The organism is Gordonia spumicola (assembly GCF_009932475.1).
Taxonomy (GTDB): Bacteria; Actinomycetota; Actinomycetes; order Mycobacteriales; family Mycobacteriaceae; genus Gordonia; species Gordonia spumicola.
On record NZ_BJOV01000005.1, the window covers coordinates 199,260 to 215,266 of the forward strand.

Sequence of the window (16,007 nt, forward strand, 5' to 3'; positions counted from 1 at the left end):
GCGAGCGCGGGTAAATTCGTGCCAGTTTCGTTCTCGGAGGGACGGATTTCACGTTGGTGACCGTACGGTGATGTGAATCTCTCGTTCGATCGATCAACACAGGAGCAGGTGCACGTGAAGACGTCCCCGAACGCCCTCGTCCGCCGTGCGGCGACTGCGGTGGTCACCACCGCGGTCGCCGCATCGCTCGTCGGGGCGCCGCCCGCCGCTCATGCGGATGTCGTCGGCCCCGTGTCCGGACAGTCCGATGCCGCATCGTTCCAGCGGTCGGTCGACGGGCCGACCCTGGTGCGCGGCGAGGTCGAGCGAGGCGATGTCGTCACCATCACGAACAAGCTGACTCGATTCGGTGCGTGGCTCATCTACTGGGTCAAGGACACCCACCCGACCTGTCTGGAGGCGGTGCCGAACACCTCCACGTGGACGGTGAACGGCAAGACCTACACGAACAGGCTCGACGGTCCGGGCACCAAGGTTCCCGGTGAGTTCAGCTCCGGTCCGGGATGGGCGATGATCGATCCGCCCGCGGCGAATTCGTGGCAGGCCGACCCGCTCATCTGGACTCAGGACTACCTCGTGGGCAGCAGCTGCGAACTCGGACCGCTCAACTCGGGTGGCCTCGAATGGGACTCCACCTGGGTCGGCGAATCCGGCAGCACGCGGCCCTATGTCGGACCGATGCTGACCGTGATCGCGGGGCGGCCCTCGATCACGATCAACCCGACCGACGCGATGGCCGCCAACGACGTGCAGATCACGGTGAAGCACCCCGAGGGCCGACCCGGATCATCGGTCGACCTGACCATCGACGGGGCGATCGTGGACGGCTGCGCGAATCTCACTCTCGACGCGAACAGGCGAGTCACGTGCACGTGGGTGCCCAAGCGCAAGGGGGACTACACGGTCCGGGCGGTCGTCGGCGGCTCGAACCCGACGACGATCGTGCAGAAGGTGCACGTCAGCGAGAGCCCCGGCGGCAGCGTCAGCGGCCTGCCCGGTCTGGACACCGGAAGCGCGTACACGGGCAGCCTCGGCGGGCTGTCGGGAAGCTGACCTTCCACGATCTCCGTGCGGCGCCACGCGTGGCCGCCACAATCTGACGCCCGGGTCGGCGACGCCCGGTGCGCGCGGGACCGACGTGTCGCCGAACTCCCTCCCTCCCTCCCTCCCCGAAAGACGAAGAGCAACGAATCATGAACGTCCACGTAACCAGCACAGTCACCCGTAGGCTCGCCGCCGTCACCGCAACGGCCGGGATCCTGGCCGCTGCGGGCATTGCCGGAGCCGGTGCCGCGTCGGCCGAGGAGGTGGGGCCGGGCAAGGGGTCGACCAACGCGGCCACCATCAGCCGGACCGTGTCGGGCGACGACCTCGTCGGCGGCTCGATCCCGACGGGGTCGCGGATCACGATCACGAACACGGTGACCCGAACCCTCGGATGGCTCATCTACAGCGTTCGAGACAATCACCCGTCATGCCTCCAGCCCGTTGATCAGACATCGGTCTGGAAGGTGTCCGGCGGCACCTACACGAACAATCCCGACGGTGCGGGCACCAAGAAGCCGAGCGAGGTGACGACCGGGGACGGATGGGTGCAGATCAAGGCGTCGGGCGCGTCCTCGTGGCAGGCCACCCCGCTCGTGTGGAGCCAGGACTACATCGTCGCCTGTGACCCCGGTGACCTGAACACAGGTGGAGTCGAGACCACGTCGACCAATCTGATCGGCGGTACCAAGGCCAACGACATCGGCCCGGCGATCACCGTGACGAAGAAGTCCGGCGGAGGCATCGACCCCGGCGACATCGGCGACACCGGCAGCCTCAGCACCGGCAGCCTCGGCGGTCTGTTCGGTTCGTCCTGAAGCCGATCGACGACAAGCATTCTGGAGAACTCGAACATGACACACACGACAATTCACCGGTTCGGCGTCGCTGCGGGCGCCTGTGCGATCGCGGCGGCGGGCGCACTCGTCTCGGCGGGCGACGCATCCGCGGCCTCGCAGCTGACCTACTGGGAGCACGGCAACTCGAAGTTCGAGATGACCGTCAGCGACACCACCCCGCAGGTCGGCGACACCATCACCATCGGAATCAACTTCCAGCGCAAGGCGAGCGACGAGTACATCTACGAGATCAAGACCCTCGTGCCGAGCTGCCTGCGCTACATCGAGGGGAGTGCGGGATGGGGCGGTTCCCCCTCGCCCGCGGACAAGGTTGAGAATCAGACCCGGCAGCCCGTGGGGCAGCAGTCGTTCCTGAAGATCTACGCGCCGAGCAAGGTCGCCTGGGTCGTCCAGTGGAACTGGACGAGCGGATGGGGCTCCAAGAAGTCGGTGTCGTCGCAGTACTACGTCACACAGGACTGTGCGACGGGTGTGCCCGGCCAGACGTCCATGCACTACGGCGGCTCCCTCGGCGACGGCACGTACCAGGACAAGGGACCGACGATCACCGTCGCGAAGCCGCCGGTCGTCGATCCGACGACCACGCCGGGCGGCGGGAACCCCGGCGGCGGCAACCCCGACGACGGCGGAACAGGAAGCCTCGACACCGGAAGCCTCGGCGGCCTCTTCGGCTGACGAACGACCACAAGGAAGTCAGATGAACAGCACAGCACGAAAGATCATCGCCGTAGCCGGCGCCGGGGCCGGTCTCATCAGCGGACTGTCCGCGGTGCCCGGCAGTGCGTCCGCCGAGGTCGGCGCCGTCGACTGGTGGAGCGGTGACAGCTACTACTACCGCACGGTCAGCGACGCGAATCCGAAGATCGGCGACGTCATCACGGTCACGACGCAGTTCCAGCGGCGCTGGTCGTTCGAGGACATCTACAACTACAAGGACATCCAAGACGGCTGCCTGACCTACGTTCCGGGCAGCGCGAAGTGGCAGAACTCGACGAGTTCGCCCGCCAAGAACGTCACCGTCGACGACGCCGTTGCGGGATCCCTCGGCAGCGTCCGCTTCGACTCGTCCGGCACGACGGCGTGGCGGGTGCCGGGACTCGGTTCGGGGCTCGGCGAGAAGCGGACGATCTCCGTCGCCTACACCGTCGGAGCCGACTGCCCGACGGGCGTCAACCTCGCCACCGGGACCGTGCACTACGGAGGTTCGCTCGGCGACGGAATCTGGCAAGGCAAGGGCCCGGCGATCAAGGTCCAGACCCCGCCGCAGAAGGTTGCGACCACCACGTCGGTCTCCGTGACCCCCGCGCCGAAGGTGGGCGATCCGTCGACGGTGACAGCCAAGATCTCGAGTGATTCGACGGTCACCGACGGGACGGTGGAGTTCTTCAACCACAGCACGTCGATCGGTACCGCAGACGTGGTCAACGGCAAGGCATCGGTCTCGTGGACGCCTGCCAACGAAGGCGCGTACTCCCTGAAGGCCGTCTACTCGGGTACCGCGACGCTCGCGGGTTCGTCGTCGTCGATCGGTGGCACCGTGACGCCGAAGGATCCCGATCCGGAGCCCGGAGCCCCGATCATCACCCTGTCGAACGCGCCGAAGCTCGATCAGGCGACGACCATCACGATCGAGTCGGACGCAGCGGTCGGCTCGGCCGTCGCGCTGACCGCCAACGGCACGAACCTGTGCTCGAACCTCAAGCTCGGCTCCGACCACAAGGTGACCTGCTCGTGGACGCCGAACGCGTCGGGCGCTGTCGCGCTCAAGGCCGTGATCGGCAGCCAGTCGACGACGAAGAACGTCACGGTGGCACCGAAGGTCACGCCGACCGATCCGACCACGACCGATCCGACGACCACCGATCCGACGACGACCAACCCGGGAAGCGGCGGTAACGGAAGTCTCGACACGGGCAGCCTCGGCGGCCTCTTCAAGTAGCAGTACGCACCCCCACGTTTCAAGGATTGAGAAGTCATGAAGTTCACCCGATCGGCCCGGACGGCGCTCATCGCAGCGGCAGCGGCACTCGTCGCGACCACTGCTCCGGTGGCCGTCGTCTCGGCCGAGCCGGCGCCCACCGGTTCGTACATCGTCGACACCAACCCGCTGACGGACCATCGTGACGTGATCACGGTCCACTCGGCGGCGATGGACAAGGACATCCCGCTGGACGTCCTGCGGCCGACCGATCGTACGAAGCCGGCCCCCGTCCTGTACCTGCTCAACGGTGCGGGCGGCGGCGAGGACTCGGCGAGCTGGGCCAACCGCACCTACTACACGTCGTTCTTCGAGAACAAGCACGTGAACGTGGTGACGCCGCTCAAGGGTGCGTTCTCGTACTACACCGACTGGCAGAAGGCGGACCCGAAGCTCGGTGTCCAGAAGTGGCAGACGTTCCTCACCGAGGAACTCCCGCCGCTGCTCGACAAGGAGCTGAAGACCACCGGGAACAACGCCATCGCGGGCATCTCGATGGCGGGCACGTCGGTTCTCAATCTCGCGATCGCGAAGCCGGGGCTGTACAAGATGGCCGCGTCGTACAGCGGGTGCGCGCGGACCAGCGATCCGCTCGGCCAGCGCTACATCCGCATCGTCGTGGAGGACCGCGGCGGCGCCGACACCCGCAACATGTGGGGCCCGTACAACGGCCAGGGCTGGAAGGACAACGATCCGTTCCTGCAGGCCGCCAAGCTCCGCGGCACCAAGATCTACCTGTCGTCCAACTCGGGTCTGCCCGGTCAGGACGAATCGCTGGAGCCGGGCAGCAGCGCGGGCGACGGGGTGGTCCTCGCCGACCGCGTGGCGGTCGGCGGCGGCATCGAAGCCGTCACCAACGTGTGCACCCAGCAGATGGCACAGCGCCTCAAGGAGCTGAACATCCCGGCGACGGTCAAGATCCGTCCCGCGGGCACCCACTCGTGGGGCTACTGGGAGCGCGAACTGCACTACTCGTGGCCGCAGATCGCCGACGCGATCAAGTGAGCTGACACCGACAGAGGCGGTGCACCCGGATGGGGTGCACCGCCTCTGTCGTCGGCGTGGGAGGACGGTCAGACCACGGCGGTGGCGGGGGCCTTGCGGTAGTCGAGGAACTCGTCGACGATCTCACCGTTGCGGAGTTGCTTGACGTCCGACGCGACGGCCATCGTCATCGTCCACGGGCTGACCGTGCCCTGCTTGGGCAGGCGGTCGAGGGCGCGCTTGACGTATCCCGCACCGAAGTCGAGCAGCGGACGCTTCTCGAGGCCCTCCGGTTCGACGGCCCGGACCGAGGTGTAGCCGTTCGCGTCCTGGTACGACAGGACGCGGCAGAAGTACTCGCACAGCAGGCCGACCTTCAGGGTCCACGACGAGTTGGTGTAGCCGATCGCCATCGCGAAGTTCGGCAGTCCCGAGAGCATCATTCCGCGGTATGCCGTGGTGTCCGCGAAGTTCACGGGCTCACCGTCGACGGTGATCTCCATGCCGCCGAACAACTGCAGGTTGAGGCCGGTGGCGGTGACGATGATGTCGGCCGACAGCTCGCGCCCGTCCTCCAGCAGGATGCCGGTCTCGGTGAACGTGGCGATGCGGCCGGTCTCGATGGACGCGGATCCCTTCTTGATCGCCTTGAAGAGGTCTCCGTTGGGGACCACGCACAGACGCTGATCCCACGGGTTGTACGGCGGGTTGAAGTGGGTGTCGACGTCGAAGTCGCGGGGGAGGAACGCCTTGTTGATGCCGCGGATGATCGCGCGTGCCGGGCGGGGGTACTTCTGGCAGAAGTTGTAGAGCGCCTTCTGCTGCAGGATGTTCTTCTTCCGGCTGAGGGCGTAGCCGCGTCGTTCGCCGAGGACCTTCTTCATGGCGTCGGAGATCACGTCCTCGCGGGGCACGGGGATCACATACGTCGGGGTGCGCTGCAGCATCGTGACGTGGGCGGCGTCGTCCGCCATCGACGGGACCAGGGTGACGCCGGTGGCTCCGGAGCCGATCACCACGACCCTCTTGCCGCGGTAGTCGAGGTCCTCGGGCCAGTGCTGCGGGTGAACGATCCGCCCGGTGAACCGTTCGCGGCCCGGGAACTCGGGTGTGAAACCCTCGTCGTAGTTGTAGTAGCCGGTGCCCGCGAACACCCAGCGCGCCTGGACGGTGAAAGCGTCGTCGTCGCCGTCGGAGTCGGTCCGTCGGACGGTGACGTTCCACAGCTGATCGGGCTCGGACCAGTCCATGCCGACGGCGCGGCGGTTGTAGACGATCTTCTCGTCGAGGCGGTCCTCGCTAATCGCTTCGTGCAGGTAGTCGACGATGCGCGGGGCGTCGGCGATGGCCTGCGGGTCGAGCCACGGCTTGAACTCGTACCCGAAGGTGTTGAGGTCGGAGTCGGACCGGATGCCGGGGTACTTGAACAGGTCCCAGGTTCCGCCGGGCCGGGGTCGTGACTCGAGGATCGCGAAGCTCTTCGAAGGGTGTTCGGTGCGCAGGTAGTGACCCGCGCCGATACCGGAGATGCCTGCTCCGAGGATGAGGACGTCGAGCGGGGCGTCGGTCAGGATGGCGTCGCTGGGCATGTGCTGATCCGTTTCGGTTGAATCCAATGATCGTTGTTACCAATGATTGTTGTCAGAGTCGGATATTTCAAGTGTTGAAGTGATTCAGGATCTGCGACTTCGAGGTGCATAATCGACCACATGAGACCGTCGCCCGAGGTAGCGGACCTGATTCGAACCGGCGTTCAAATAGTCCTCGACGCGCCGGCCGAATGGCTGAAGCAGGTCGACTCCGCGGTCCTGGGCGGCGCGGGGATGGACGTGATCACCAGCGATCCGACGTTGCTCGAGGTCGCGCTGCGCATCAACGAGGGCAATCTCCGGCACTGGGCCACCGCGAACGCCGCCGACCCCGGCGCGCGAGTACCGGTCAACGTCGGAGCCGAGGCCGAGACCTACATCCGCGATCTGGCGCGGCGAGGGCTGGACGCCGGGTCGCTCGACTCCTTCCGCACCGCGCAGAACGTCGCGTGGCATCTGTGGATGGAGATCTGCTTCGCGCTCACCGACGACCCGGTGGTGCTGCGGGAACTGCTGCAGGTCACGTCGGCGTCGATCGCGACATTCGTCGACGACACCGTCAAACGCCTCGCCGAACTGATCGACGCCGCGCGGGCCGAACTCGCGGGCGACACGCACGCGCAACGCCGTGTCGCGGTCGCACTGGTGCTGGAGGGCGCGCCGATCAGTCGAGAGCGAGCGGAGAGTCAGCTGAGGTACCGGCTGGACGGTCCGCACACCGCCGTGATCCTCAGCGGCGACACCGGTATCGCCCATGACGAGCTGGAAGTGGCGTGTGAGGCCCTCATGGAGGCGAGCGAGGTCACCAGGCGCCTGACAGTCGTCGCCGGGGCCGCCGAACTGTGGGTGTGGCTGCCGACCGCAACGGTGGCGACCGACGCCGCGCTCGAGCGTCACCCGGGTATCCGGATGGCGGTCGGCTCGTCCGGCGTCGACCTCGACGGATTCCGCCGCAGCCACTTCGAGGCGCTGTCGGTGCGCGGCGTGATCGCCCGCGTGGGTTCGTCGAGGCGGATCGCGCACTTCGACGACCTGCGCCTGGTCACGCTGCTCGGCGAGGATCCGTCGGCCGCGGACGAGTTCGTCGAGACGACGCTCGGCGACCTGAGGAACGCAGACGACCACGTCCTGACATGTGTCAGGACGTGGTTCGCGTCTGGGTGCAATGCGGCGGAGACGGCGGTCAAGCTGTACACGCACCGCAACACGGTGGTCCGTCGGCTGGCTCGCGCGGACGCGCTCCTGCCGGTCCCGCTAAGCGTTAACGCCCTCCATGTCGCTGTCGCTCTGGACCTCCTGGAATGGCGTACGTGACTTGGCGAGGGCCTTCGCGGCGTCGAACTCGGCGTCGATCTGCGGATTCGGCTTGTAGGTCACGAGGCTGACGACGATCGCGGCGACGAAGCTGGCGGCCACGCCGGGGACGATCTCGTACATGTCGGCGCTGAGCCAGCTCTGTCCCCAGGCGTACGCGACCACCGCGCCCGTGACGATGCCCGCGAGCGCACCCCAGGTCGTGAGCTTGCGCCAGTACAGGGACAGGACGATGGCGGGGCCGAACGCCGAACCGAAGCCGGCCCAGGCGAAGGCGACGAGATCGAGGATGCTGTTCGACGGCGAGATCGCGAGCAGGGCGGCGATGACGGCGATGGCGAGGACTCCGAGGCGGCCGAGGCGGACGTAGGTGATGTCGCTGAGGTCCTTGCCGCGTCCGGTCTTCTCCGCGACCAGCTTGTACAGGTCCTCGATGAGTGCCGACGAGCAGACTACGAGCTGCGACGAGATGGTCGACATGATCGCGGCGAGCACCGCGGCCAGGACGAGCCCGGCGATGAACGGGTGGAACAGGATGCTCGACAACGACAGGAAGACGGTCTCAGAGTCCGCGGGGGCGTCGGCCTTGTGCTTGGCGAAGTAGGCGATGCCGACGAGGGCGGTGCCGACGGCGCCGAGTGCGCACGCGAACATCCACGCGATGCCGATGCGGCGTGCAGTGCCGGCTTCGCCCGGAGTGCGCAGTGCCATGAAGCGGACGATGATGTGCGGCTGCCCGAAGTAGCCGAGGCCCCATGCGGCGGCCGAGACGATGCCGACGAACGACGTGCCCGCGAAGAAGCTCAGATCGTCGGGGTTCACCGAGCGGACCCCGTCGATCGTCTCGCCGATGCCGCCGAGGTTGATGATGCCGATGATCGGAACGGCGAGGAGGGCGACGACGACGAGGATGCCCTGGGCGACGTCGGTCAGCGATGCGCCGAGGAACCCGCCGAACAGCGTGTACAGCATCGTCACGCAGGCGACGATCAGCATGCCGAGCTTGTAGTCGACGCCGAACGCGCTGTCGAAGAACTTGCCCGACGCGACCATGCCGCTCGACACGTAGAACGTGAAGAACACCAGGATGATCACGCCGCAGGTGATGCGGAGGACGCGGGTGTTGTCGCGCAGACGGGTCTCGAAGAAGCTCGGGATGGTGATCGAGTCGCCCGCGACCTCGGTGTACGCCCGCAGTCGTGGCGCGGTGAGACGCCAGTTGGCCCACGCGCCGATCAGCAGGCCGATCATGATCCACGACTGGGACAGGCCCGACACGTACATCGCGCCGGGAAGGCCCATGAGCAGCCAGCCGGACATGTCCGACGCGCCGGCGGACAGGGCCGCGATCCACGGCTTGAGGCCGCGGTCGGCGAGCATGTAGCCGTCGAGGTCGTTCTTCGTCTTCCGGTACGCGTAGTAGCCGATGCCGAGCATGGCCGCGAAGTACAGGATGATGGCGGCGTATTGGAACGTGGTTCCGCCGGTCTCCAGGGATGACGCTAGGGACATCGAGTCTGCCTCTCAGGGGTCGGTGCGAGCGTACGAGCCGGGTCACTCAACTGGAGCGTATGTGATCCACAGCATCTGCTCAGGAATTCTGCATGGTCGCCGAGGGGGAGCAAATGTGGAAATGCACGAACTGATGCTCCTCTCTTTGTTCATGCAGACGAAGCTAACGCACGACGCGGTCAGCGGGTCAGGTCGGCGGCGAGATCGTTGAAGGCTCGGTTCGGGTTGCCGAAACGGTGGAGCGTCATCGAGACGGCCTGTTCGACGAGCCAGTAGCGCAACTCGACGCGGCCGGATGCGGTGACGGCGTCGTCGAGCAGGGCGACGTCCGGGCGCTGGGCGATCGCGGCGCGGATGCGGTCGTCGACGGAGCCGACGGTGCGGACGCGGGGTTCGTCGATGCGGGCGACGGATACCGCGAACGCCTCGTCGTCCGCCTTGGTGACGGGGAACGCGGTGGCTGTGAGGGCCTCGACGACCGCGGGGGAGACGTCGGGCGAGACGCTGATCCGCACGCGGGCCGACACGCGATCGGCGGCTGCGACGACGCGGGCCACGTGGTGGGCGTCGGCGTCGGCTCCGATGCGGAGAACGCTCCGCGTCGGACGGTAGCGGAACACGTTCGCCTCGGCGGTCAGGCCCGTCTCGTCGCGACCGGTGGTGAACTCGGCGGCCGCGACGCGTGCGTCGTCGGCGATCGCCGCGTCGAGCCATTCCCGACCGGCGACGGCGGTCGTGTCGGACCACGTGCCGAGCAGCATCAGGTAGTTCGGTCCGCCGGCCTTGGACCCGAGGCCGACCGACGACCGCTTCCATCCGCCGAACGACTGTCGTCGGACGATGGCGCCGGTGATGCCGCGGTTGACGTACACGTTGCCCGCCTCGACGCGGTCGAGCCATGTCCGGACCTCGCGCGTCTCCAGCGAGTGGAGGCCCGCGGTGAGGCCGAAGTCGGTGGCGTTCTGCAGGGCGATCGCCTCATCGAGGTCCTCGGCCCGCATCAGCCCGAGGACCGGTCCGAAGCATTCGGTGAGGTGGAAGAACGAGCCGGGCTTCACGCCGTCCTTGATGCCGGGCGACCACAGCCTGCCGGTGTCGTCGAGCTGTCGTGGCTTCAGCAGCCACGTCTCGCCGGGCTCGAGAGTCGTGAGCGCGCGGAGCAGTTTGTCGCTGGGCTGTTCGGTGAGCGGACCGACGGTGGCCGACAGGTTGGTCGGCCAGTCGACGACCATCGACCGGGTGGCGTCGACGAGCTGCCTGCGGAACCGTTCCGAGGAGTAGACGCTGCCGACGAGGATGCCGAGCGAGGCTGCCGAGCACTTCTGTCCGGCGTGGCCGAACGCGCTGTGGGCGAGGTCGGCGATGGCGAGGTCGCGGTCGGCGGACGGCGTGACGATCAGGGCGTTCTTACCGGACGTCTCGGCGTTGATCTGCAGGTCGGGACGCCACGACTGGAAGAGCGCCGCGGTGTCGGACGCACCGGTCAGGATCACCCGGTCCACGTCGGGGTGGCTGATCAGCTTCTTGCCCGCGGGTCCCTCGTCGGGGAACACGCCGACGCACACGTCGCGCGGCACGCCGGCCTCCCACAGGGCTTCGAGGACGGCCATCGAGCACCGCGGTGTCGGGGCGGCGGGCTTGTGGATGACGGCGGCGCCGACGGCGAGTGCGGCGAACGTGCCGCCCGCCGGGATGGCGATCGGGAAGTTCCACGGCGGCGTCACGACCACCACGCGGTCGGGGGTGAACGCCGCGTTCGTGACCGAGTCGAGTTCGAGGGCCTGGTGGGCGTAGTACCGAGCGAAGTCGATGGCCTCGGAGATCTCCGGGTCCGACTGTGCGACCGACTTCCCGGCCTCGGCCGCCGCGATCGACACGAGGTGTCCGCGCTTGCGGGCGAGGATGTCGGCGGTCGCGTAGAGCAGCGCCGCGCGTTCGGCCGCGGGCCGGGCCGCCCATCGGGCGGCGGCGGCGCGCGCGGTGGCGACGAGTTCGTCGACGTCGGCCTCGGCGAGCGACGCGGGGACGGGCTGGGCGTCGAGCCAGCCGGGCTGCGCGCTTCGGTTGATCGCGTCGCGGGCCCAGGCCTGGTTCACCGGGAGCGACGGGTCGGTGTCGGGTTCGTTCGTGAACGGCGGCAGGGCGTCGTCGAACGTCCGGGGTTCGGCTGCGGCCTCGAGGGCGCGGTCCTGCCGGTGGTTGGGGAGCGGGGCGGTGTGTCCCTGCGCCTCGAGTCGGCGGGCGAGCGCGTCGACGGCGGTGGTGAAACGATCCGCTTCGCGACGGTAGATCGCGCTGCCGGGCGTCAAGTCGAAGATGCCGGACATGAAGTTCTCCGACGCGGCGTTCTCTTCGAGTCGGCGGACGAGGTACGAGATCGCGACGTCGAACTCGGCGGGCTTGACCGTCGGCACGTACAGCAGGAGTCGGCCCACGTCGGCGCTGACGACCTCGGCCTGCTCGGTCGCCATGCCTTGCAGCATCTCGAACTCGACGCGGTCGGCGACGCCGCGCGCGTCCGACAGCAGGTGGGCGAAGGCGATGTCGAAGAGATTGTGTCCGGCGACGCCGACGCGGAGCCCGCGCATGTTCTCGGGCGTCAGCAGCCAGTGCAGGACGAGCTTGTAGTTGGCATCGGTGGCGGCCTTCGACTCGCACGTCACCTGCGGCCAACCCGCGGTCTCGGCATGGACGGTCTCCATCGCCAGGTTCGCGCCCTTGACCAGGCGGACCTTGATGCCCGCACCGCCCGCGGCGACTCGTTCGGTGGCGAACGCCGCCAGTCGCTGCATCGCGCCGAGCGCGTCGGGCAGGTAGGCCTGCAGGACGATGCCGCCCTCGTAGTCCTTCAGCTCGGGCATGGACAGGAGCCGGGCGAACACCTCGATCGTCAGGTCGAGGTCGCGGTACTCCTCCATGTCGAGGTTGATGAACTTGGAGCCAGCCGGAGCCGCCGCGGCCTCCAGATACATCGGCGTCAGACGCTCCAGGATGTAGTCGACGGTCTCGTCGAACGCCCACATCGAGATCTGCGACGCGATCGACGACACCTTGATCGACACGTAGTCGACGTCGTCGCGACGCAACAGCGAACGCGCGTCCTCGAGATGATTGTCGGCCTCGGCGTCCCCGAGGACGGCCTCGCCGAGCGGGTTCACGTTGAGACGGTGTCCGGTGGCGCGCAACGTCTTCACGGCCTTCGCGAACGGCCTCTCGCGGGCGTCGACGACCATGTGTCCGACCATCGAGCGCATCCGCGCACGGGCCGCGGGGATCACGATGTTCGGGAAGGTTCGGGCGAGCGCGGCGCCCGAACGGATCTGCAGCTTGTCGAGCGCGCCGAGCGACGCCGGAGCGTTCTCGACGATCTCGGCCAGCGCCTCGCCTGCCGCACGGGTGTCCTCGGTGCCGATCACGCGGTCGACGAAGCCGACGGTGAAGTCGAGGCCCTTCGGGTCGGACAGGACGGCGGCCAGGCGCTGTGCGGAGGCGTGCGGCTTGGTCGCGGTGGCCTGGGCGGCGCGCAGCCAGGCGTCGACCTGATGACGTGACCGTTCGGCGAGATCGGACAGTTCAGCGGTCGCGGTGGCGGGCTTCGATTCGTGCGCTGTGGTCATGGAAGTATTACAGGCCTCCGACTGCGTGCGTTCCTCGTGCGAATTCACAAGACTGCCGACAAATTCTTGTCGGATCGTCCTATTCTTCAGGTATGGCTGGCGAACTGTCCGTGGGCGAACTGATCGACGCGTTGGACACCGCGGTCGCATGGTCGGCGATAGCCGATCGGTCGGCGACCGTCGAGAGCGTCGCCATCGTCGACAGCGACGATCTCGAGTCGGACGTTCGGGCCGACGCGGTGCTCCTGGTGGGCGTCGACGCGGCCGCGGCCCGTTCGTGGCTCTCGCGTTCGGCGGCCCTTCCCGTGGTGGTGCTGACCAAGGCGTTCGCCGCCGACGACGTCGACGGACTCGGCGTCAGCGTGGTCGGCGTGCACCGTCGAGCACGCTGGGACCGGGTGCTCGCCCTGGTCGACGGCGCCCTCGACCGCATCGGCGACGAACAGTCCGACATCGACCTCGCGGCCCTCGTCGCACTGGTGGCGCAGGGGACCGGCGGCCTCGTGTCGATCGAGGACGCGACGAGCGCGCAGGTGCTCGCGTACTCGTCGTCCAACGGGGAGGCCGACGACCTGCGCGTGCAGACGATCCTCGGGCGGGAGGGGCCACCGACGTACCTCGCCCTGCTGCGCAGGTGGGGAGTGTTCGACGCGATCCGCCGCGGCGGCGAGGTCGTCGACGTGCCCGCGCATCCGGAGGAGTCGATGCGCCGACGGCTCGTGATCGGTGTTCACGGCGGGGGCGGCCGTCATCTCGGGTCGATCTGGGTGCAGGAGGGCGCGCGAGAGCTCTCGGACGAATCGGCCGAGGTGCTGACGGGCGCGGCCGCCGTCGCGTCACGAATCCTGACGCGCGAACTCGAATCGCCGTCGGCCGAGGCCCAACTGTTGCAGCGACTGTTCGGCGAGCACGGGGGGATCGACGCGTCGTCGGCGGGCGCCTACCTGAGGTGGCCGGTCGACGAGCAGTCGGTCGTCGTGGGTCTCGGCGGCCTCGACGACGAGGGGACCGCCGCCCTCGCGGGACCGTTGCGCCTGCATGCGAGCGCGTTCGCCGCGTCGGCGCTGACCAGCGTGATCGGCGACCGAGCCTATATCCTGCTTCCCGCGTCGTCGGTCGAGCCGATCGCGCGGTGGGCCGGGACACTCGTCGGCCGGTTCGATGATCGGCTCCGGGCAGGCGTGGTGTTCCCGGTGGACGGCCTCGCCGCCGTCGCCTCGGCGCGCGTCGAGGTGGATCGGGTGGTCGCCGCGACGCTCGCGTCGCCCGACGGGGCCCGAGTGACGACGCTGGCGCAGGCCCGGACGGCGGTCCTGCTCGGCGAGATCTTGGACGTACTACGAGGCCGCGACAACCTGGTCGACCCGCGGATCGCCGACCTCGTCGCCTACGACGCCGACCACTCGTCCGCGCTGGTCGAGAGCGTCCGCGCGTTCCTCGACGCGCACGGCAACGTCCGCGACGCCGCGGCGGCTGTCGGTGTCCACGCGAACACTCTGCGCTATCGCATCGACCGTGCTCAGCAGGTGTCCGGCCTCCGTTTCGACCATCCCGCCGACCGTCTCCTGACGAGCATTCAACTGGCTTTGCTCTGAGTCCTCGACTCCGCTCGGGGATCCCGCGGGTCTCAGGGTGACGGGCGGTAGGGGACGGCGTCGGTAATCGTCTCGTCGACGGCGATGCCGTGCCCGAGCATCGGGAACGCGCGTTGCGGGCACGCCGGTCGATCGCACACCTTGCAGCCTGCGCCGATCGGCACGACAGTCCGCGCTTCGGCGAGATCGACTCCGGTGGCGTAGACGAGTTCGTCGGCGTGGGTGAGGTCGCAGCCGAGACCGACGGCGAAGTCGCCGCCGATGCTCAGATGTCCGTCGGGCGACGCGTCGGTGGTGCGCGCGAGCCAGAAGTACTTGCGCCCGTCCGGCATCTCCGAGACCTGCGTCAGGATCCGTCCGGGCGTGGTGAACGCGTCGTGGACCACCCACAGTGGGCAGCTGCCGCCGACGCGCGAGAAGTGGAACGCCGTCGCGGACTGCCGTTTGGAGATGTTTCCGGCCCGGTCGACGCGGACGAAGATGAACGGGACGCCGCGGTCGGTTGGACGCTGCAACGTCGACAGTCGGTGACAGACTGTCTCGAAGCCGACCTCGAAGCGCCGTGCGAGGAGGGCGACGTCGTAGCGGAACTCGCGGGCGGCCGCCGCGAACTCCGTGTACGGGAGGACCAGCGCGCCGGCGAAATAGTTCGCCAGGCCCACGCGCAGGACCGGTCGGGAGGCGTCCGCGAGGCCGGGGGCCTGCGCGACGAGCCTGTCGATGTCGGCCCGATGCGCCGTCAGCGCCAGCTGCGTCGCCAATTGAAACGCGCGTTGACCTGCGCTCAGGTGTCGGGCGATCGTCAGGGTCGCCGATTCGGGGTCGAACCGTCGTTTCGCCGTCGAGGCCGACGCGATCACGGTTCGGATGCCGAACCTGTCGTCGAGGAGTCGGGCCAGTTGCAGGTCGAGACCGCCGACGGTCAGTCCGGCGTCGGCGAACATCTGCTCGGCGGCGAGGTCGAGGTCGGCGACGTAGTTGCGGCGGTCGTAGAAGTAGTCGCGGACCTGCTCGAACGGCGTGACGGGCGACTCCGTGCTGATCGTCGTGTCGTGCGAATGATGGTTCTCCAACTCCGCGGTCACGGCCGACAGCCTGCGGTGCAGGCCGACGAGCGTCCGTCCGATCGACGGCATCCGGGAGACGAGTTCGGTGATCTCGGCTCGGTCGACCTCGTCCCCGTGCGACAGGAGCGCGTCGGTGAGATCCGCGGTCAGGCGTGCGTCGCCGGAATCGGCGAAGTAGTCGGCGGGCAGGTCGAACGTGGACGTCAACGACAGCAGGACGGCCACGGTGATCGGCCGGTGGTCGTTCTCGAGTTGATTGACGTACGTCGTCGACAGGTCGAGTCGACGAGCCAACGCCGCCTGGCTGATGCCCAGATCGGCGCGCAGCCGTCGGAGTCGAGCTCCCACGAAAGTCTTCGCCATGAGCTGAACACTACCGTGCCTACGCATCCGCAACATTCGCAGAACTGTCGGAAAATCTACGCACAAATACGCATTTGCCAGGCC

At 68.0% G+C, this 16,007-nt stretch carries 11 protein-coding genes; 7 read left to right on the forward strand and 4 right to left on the reverse strand.

Translation table 11 applies throughout. From position 1 onward, the window contains the following. Positions 1 to 114 precede the first annotated feature (114 nt). From GYB83_RS12230 to GYB83_RS12250, 5 genes are all read left to right on the forward strand, one after another. Positions 115 to 1,053, forward strand: coding sequence for a hypothetical protein (locus GYB83_RS12230; RefSeq protein ID WP_228461440.1), 939 nt, complete (start codon positions 115 to 117; stop codon positions 1,051 to 1,053). A 140-nt stretch (positions 1,054 to 1,193) separates the two neighbouring features. Continuing rightward, positions 1,194 to 1,862: a hypothetical protein gene (locus GYB83_RS12235; protein ID WP_228461443.1), complete on the forward strand. Its 669-nt coding sequence runs from the start codon at positions 1,194 to 1,196 to the stop codon at positions 1,860 to 1,862. Positions 1,863 to 1,898: 36 nt separating this feature from the next. Further along, the gene (locus tag GYB83_RS12240) at positions 1,899 to 2,579 is read left to right on the forward strand and encodes a hypothetical protein (protein WP_161895790.1); all 681 of its coding nucleotides are present in this window, start codon (positions 1,899 to 1,901) and stop codon (positions 2,577 to 2,579) included. A gap of 22 nt (positions 2,580 to 2,601) precedes the next feature. Continuing rightward, a complete protein-coding gene (locus GYB83_RS12245) occupies positions 2,602 to 3,843 on the forward strand; it encodes an Ig-like domain-containing protein (protein WP_161895791.1) in 1,242 nt (413 codons plus the stop codon). A 36-nt stretch (positions 3,844 to 3,879) separates the two neighbouring features. After that, positions 3,880 to 4,887 (forward strand): alpha/beta hydrolase, encoded by a 1,008-nt coding sequence (locus GYB83_RS12250; protein ID WP_161895792.1) that lies wholly within the window; start codon positions 3,880 to 3,882, stop codon positions 4,885 to 4,887. A 68-nt stretch (positions 4,888 to 4,955) separates the two neighbouring features. Here GYB83_RS12250 and GYB83_RS12255 read toward each other — a convergent pair whose 3' ends face one another. After that, positions 4,956 to 6,455: a flavin-containing monooxygenase gene (locus GYB83_RS12255; protein WP_161895793.1), complete on the reverse strand. Its 1,500-nt coding sequence runs from the start codon at positions 6,453 to 6,455 to the stop codon at positions 4,956 to 4,958. A gap of 120 nt (positions 6,456 to 6,575) precedes the next feature. On the opposite strand from GYB83_RS12255, the gene GYB83_RS12260 reads away from it, so the two are divergent. Further along, on the forward strand, positions 6,576 to 7,769 hold the full coding sequence (locus tag GYB83_RS12260; RefSeq protein ID WP_161895794.1) for a PucR family transcriptional regulator: 1,194 nt from the start codon (positions 6,576 to 6,578) through the stop codon (positions 7,767 to 7,769). Here GYB83_RS12260 and putP read toward each other — a convergent pair. Both putP and GYB83_RS12270 read right to left on the reverse strand, forming a co-directional pair. After that, a complete protein-coding gene (gene putP, locus GYB83_RS12265; RefSeq protein WP_161895795.1) occupies positions 7,710 to 9,281 on the reverse strand; it encodes a sodium/proline symporter PutP in 1,572 nt (523 codons plus the stop codon). The two genes, GYB83_RS12260 and putP, sit on opposite strands and share 60 nt — an antisense overlap. A gap of 179 nt (positions 9,282 to 9,460) precedes the next feature. Then, a complete protein-coding gene (locus GYB83_RS12270) occupies positions 9,461 to 12,898 on the reverse strand; it encodes a bifunctional proline dehydrogenase/L-glutamate gamma-semialdehyde dehydrogenase (RefSeq protein WP_161895796.1) in 3,438 nt (1,145 codons plus the stop codon). A gap of 92 nt (positions 12,899 to 12,990) precedes the next feature. Here GYB83_RS12270 and GYB83_RS12275 point away from each other — a divergent pair, with 92 nt between their 5' ends. After that, complete coding sequence (locus GYB83_RS12275) at positions 12,991 to 14,493, forward strand: PucR family transcriptional regulator (RefSeq protein WP_161895797.1); 1,503 nt, start codon at positions 12,991 to 12,993, stop codon at positions 14,491 to 14,493. 32 nt (positions 14,494 to 14,525) lie between these two features. On the opposite strand, the gene GYB83_RS12280 is transcribed toward GYB83_RS12275, so the two are convergent. Beyond that, the gene (locus GYB83_RS12280) at positions 14,526 to 15,923 is read right to left on the reverse strand and encodes a short-chain fatty acyl-CoA regulator family protein (RefSeq protein WP_161895798.1); all 1,398 of its coding nucleotides are present in this window, start codon (positions 15,921 to 15,923) and stop codon (positions 14,526 to 14,528) included. Between the last annotated feature and the right edge of the window lie 84 nt (positions 15,924 to 16,007).

Bases quoted from the DNA above. Each gene is read 5' to 3' on its own strand.
- GYB83_RS12255 (WP_161895793.1), bottom strand. From the start codon at position 6,455: ATGCCCAGCGACGCCATCCTGACCGACGCCCCGCTCGACGTCCTCATC.
- GYB83_RS12270 (WP_161895796.1), bottom strand. From the start codon at position 12,898: ATGACCACAGCGCACGAATCGAAGCCCGCCACCGCGACCGCTGAACTG.
- GYB83_RS12235 (WP_228461443.1), top strand. From the start codon at position 1,194: ATGAACGTCCACGTAACCAGCACAGTCACCCGTAGGCTCGCCGCCGTC.
- GYB83_RS12250 (WP_161895792.1), top strand. From the start codon at position 3,880: ATGAAGTTCACCCGATCGGCCCGGACGGCGCTCATCGCAGCGGCAGCG.
- GYB83_RS12280 (WP_161895798.1), bottom strand. From the start codon at position 15,923: ATGGCGAAGACTTTCGTGGGAGCTCGACTCCGACGGCTGCGCGCCGAT.
- putP (WP_161895795.1), bottom strand. From the start codon at position 9,281: ATGTCCCTAGCGTCATCCCTGGAGACCGGCGGAACCACGTTCCAATAC.
- GYB83_RS12260 (WP_161895794.1), top strand. From the start codon at position 6,576: ATGAGACCGTCGCCCGAGGTAGCGGACCTGATTCGAACCGGCGTTCAA.
- GYB83_RS12275 (WP_161895797.1), top strand. From the start codon at position 12,991: ATGGCTGGCGAACTGTCCGTGGGCGAACTGATCGACGCGTTGGACACC.
- GYB83_RS12245 (WP_161895791.1), top strand. From the start codon at position 2,602: ATGAACAGCACAGCACGAAAGATCATCGCCGTAGCCGGCGCCGGGGCC.
- GYB83_RS12240 (WP_161895790.1), top strand. From the start codon at position 1,899: ATGACACACACGACAATTCACCGGTTCGGCGTCGCTGCGGGCGCCTGT.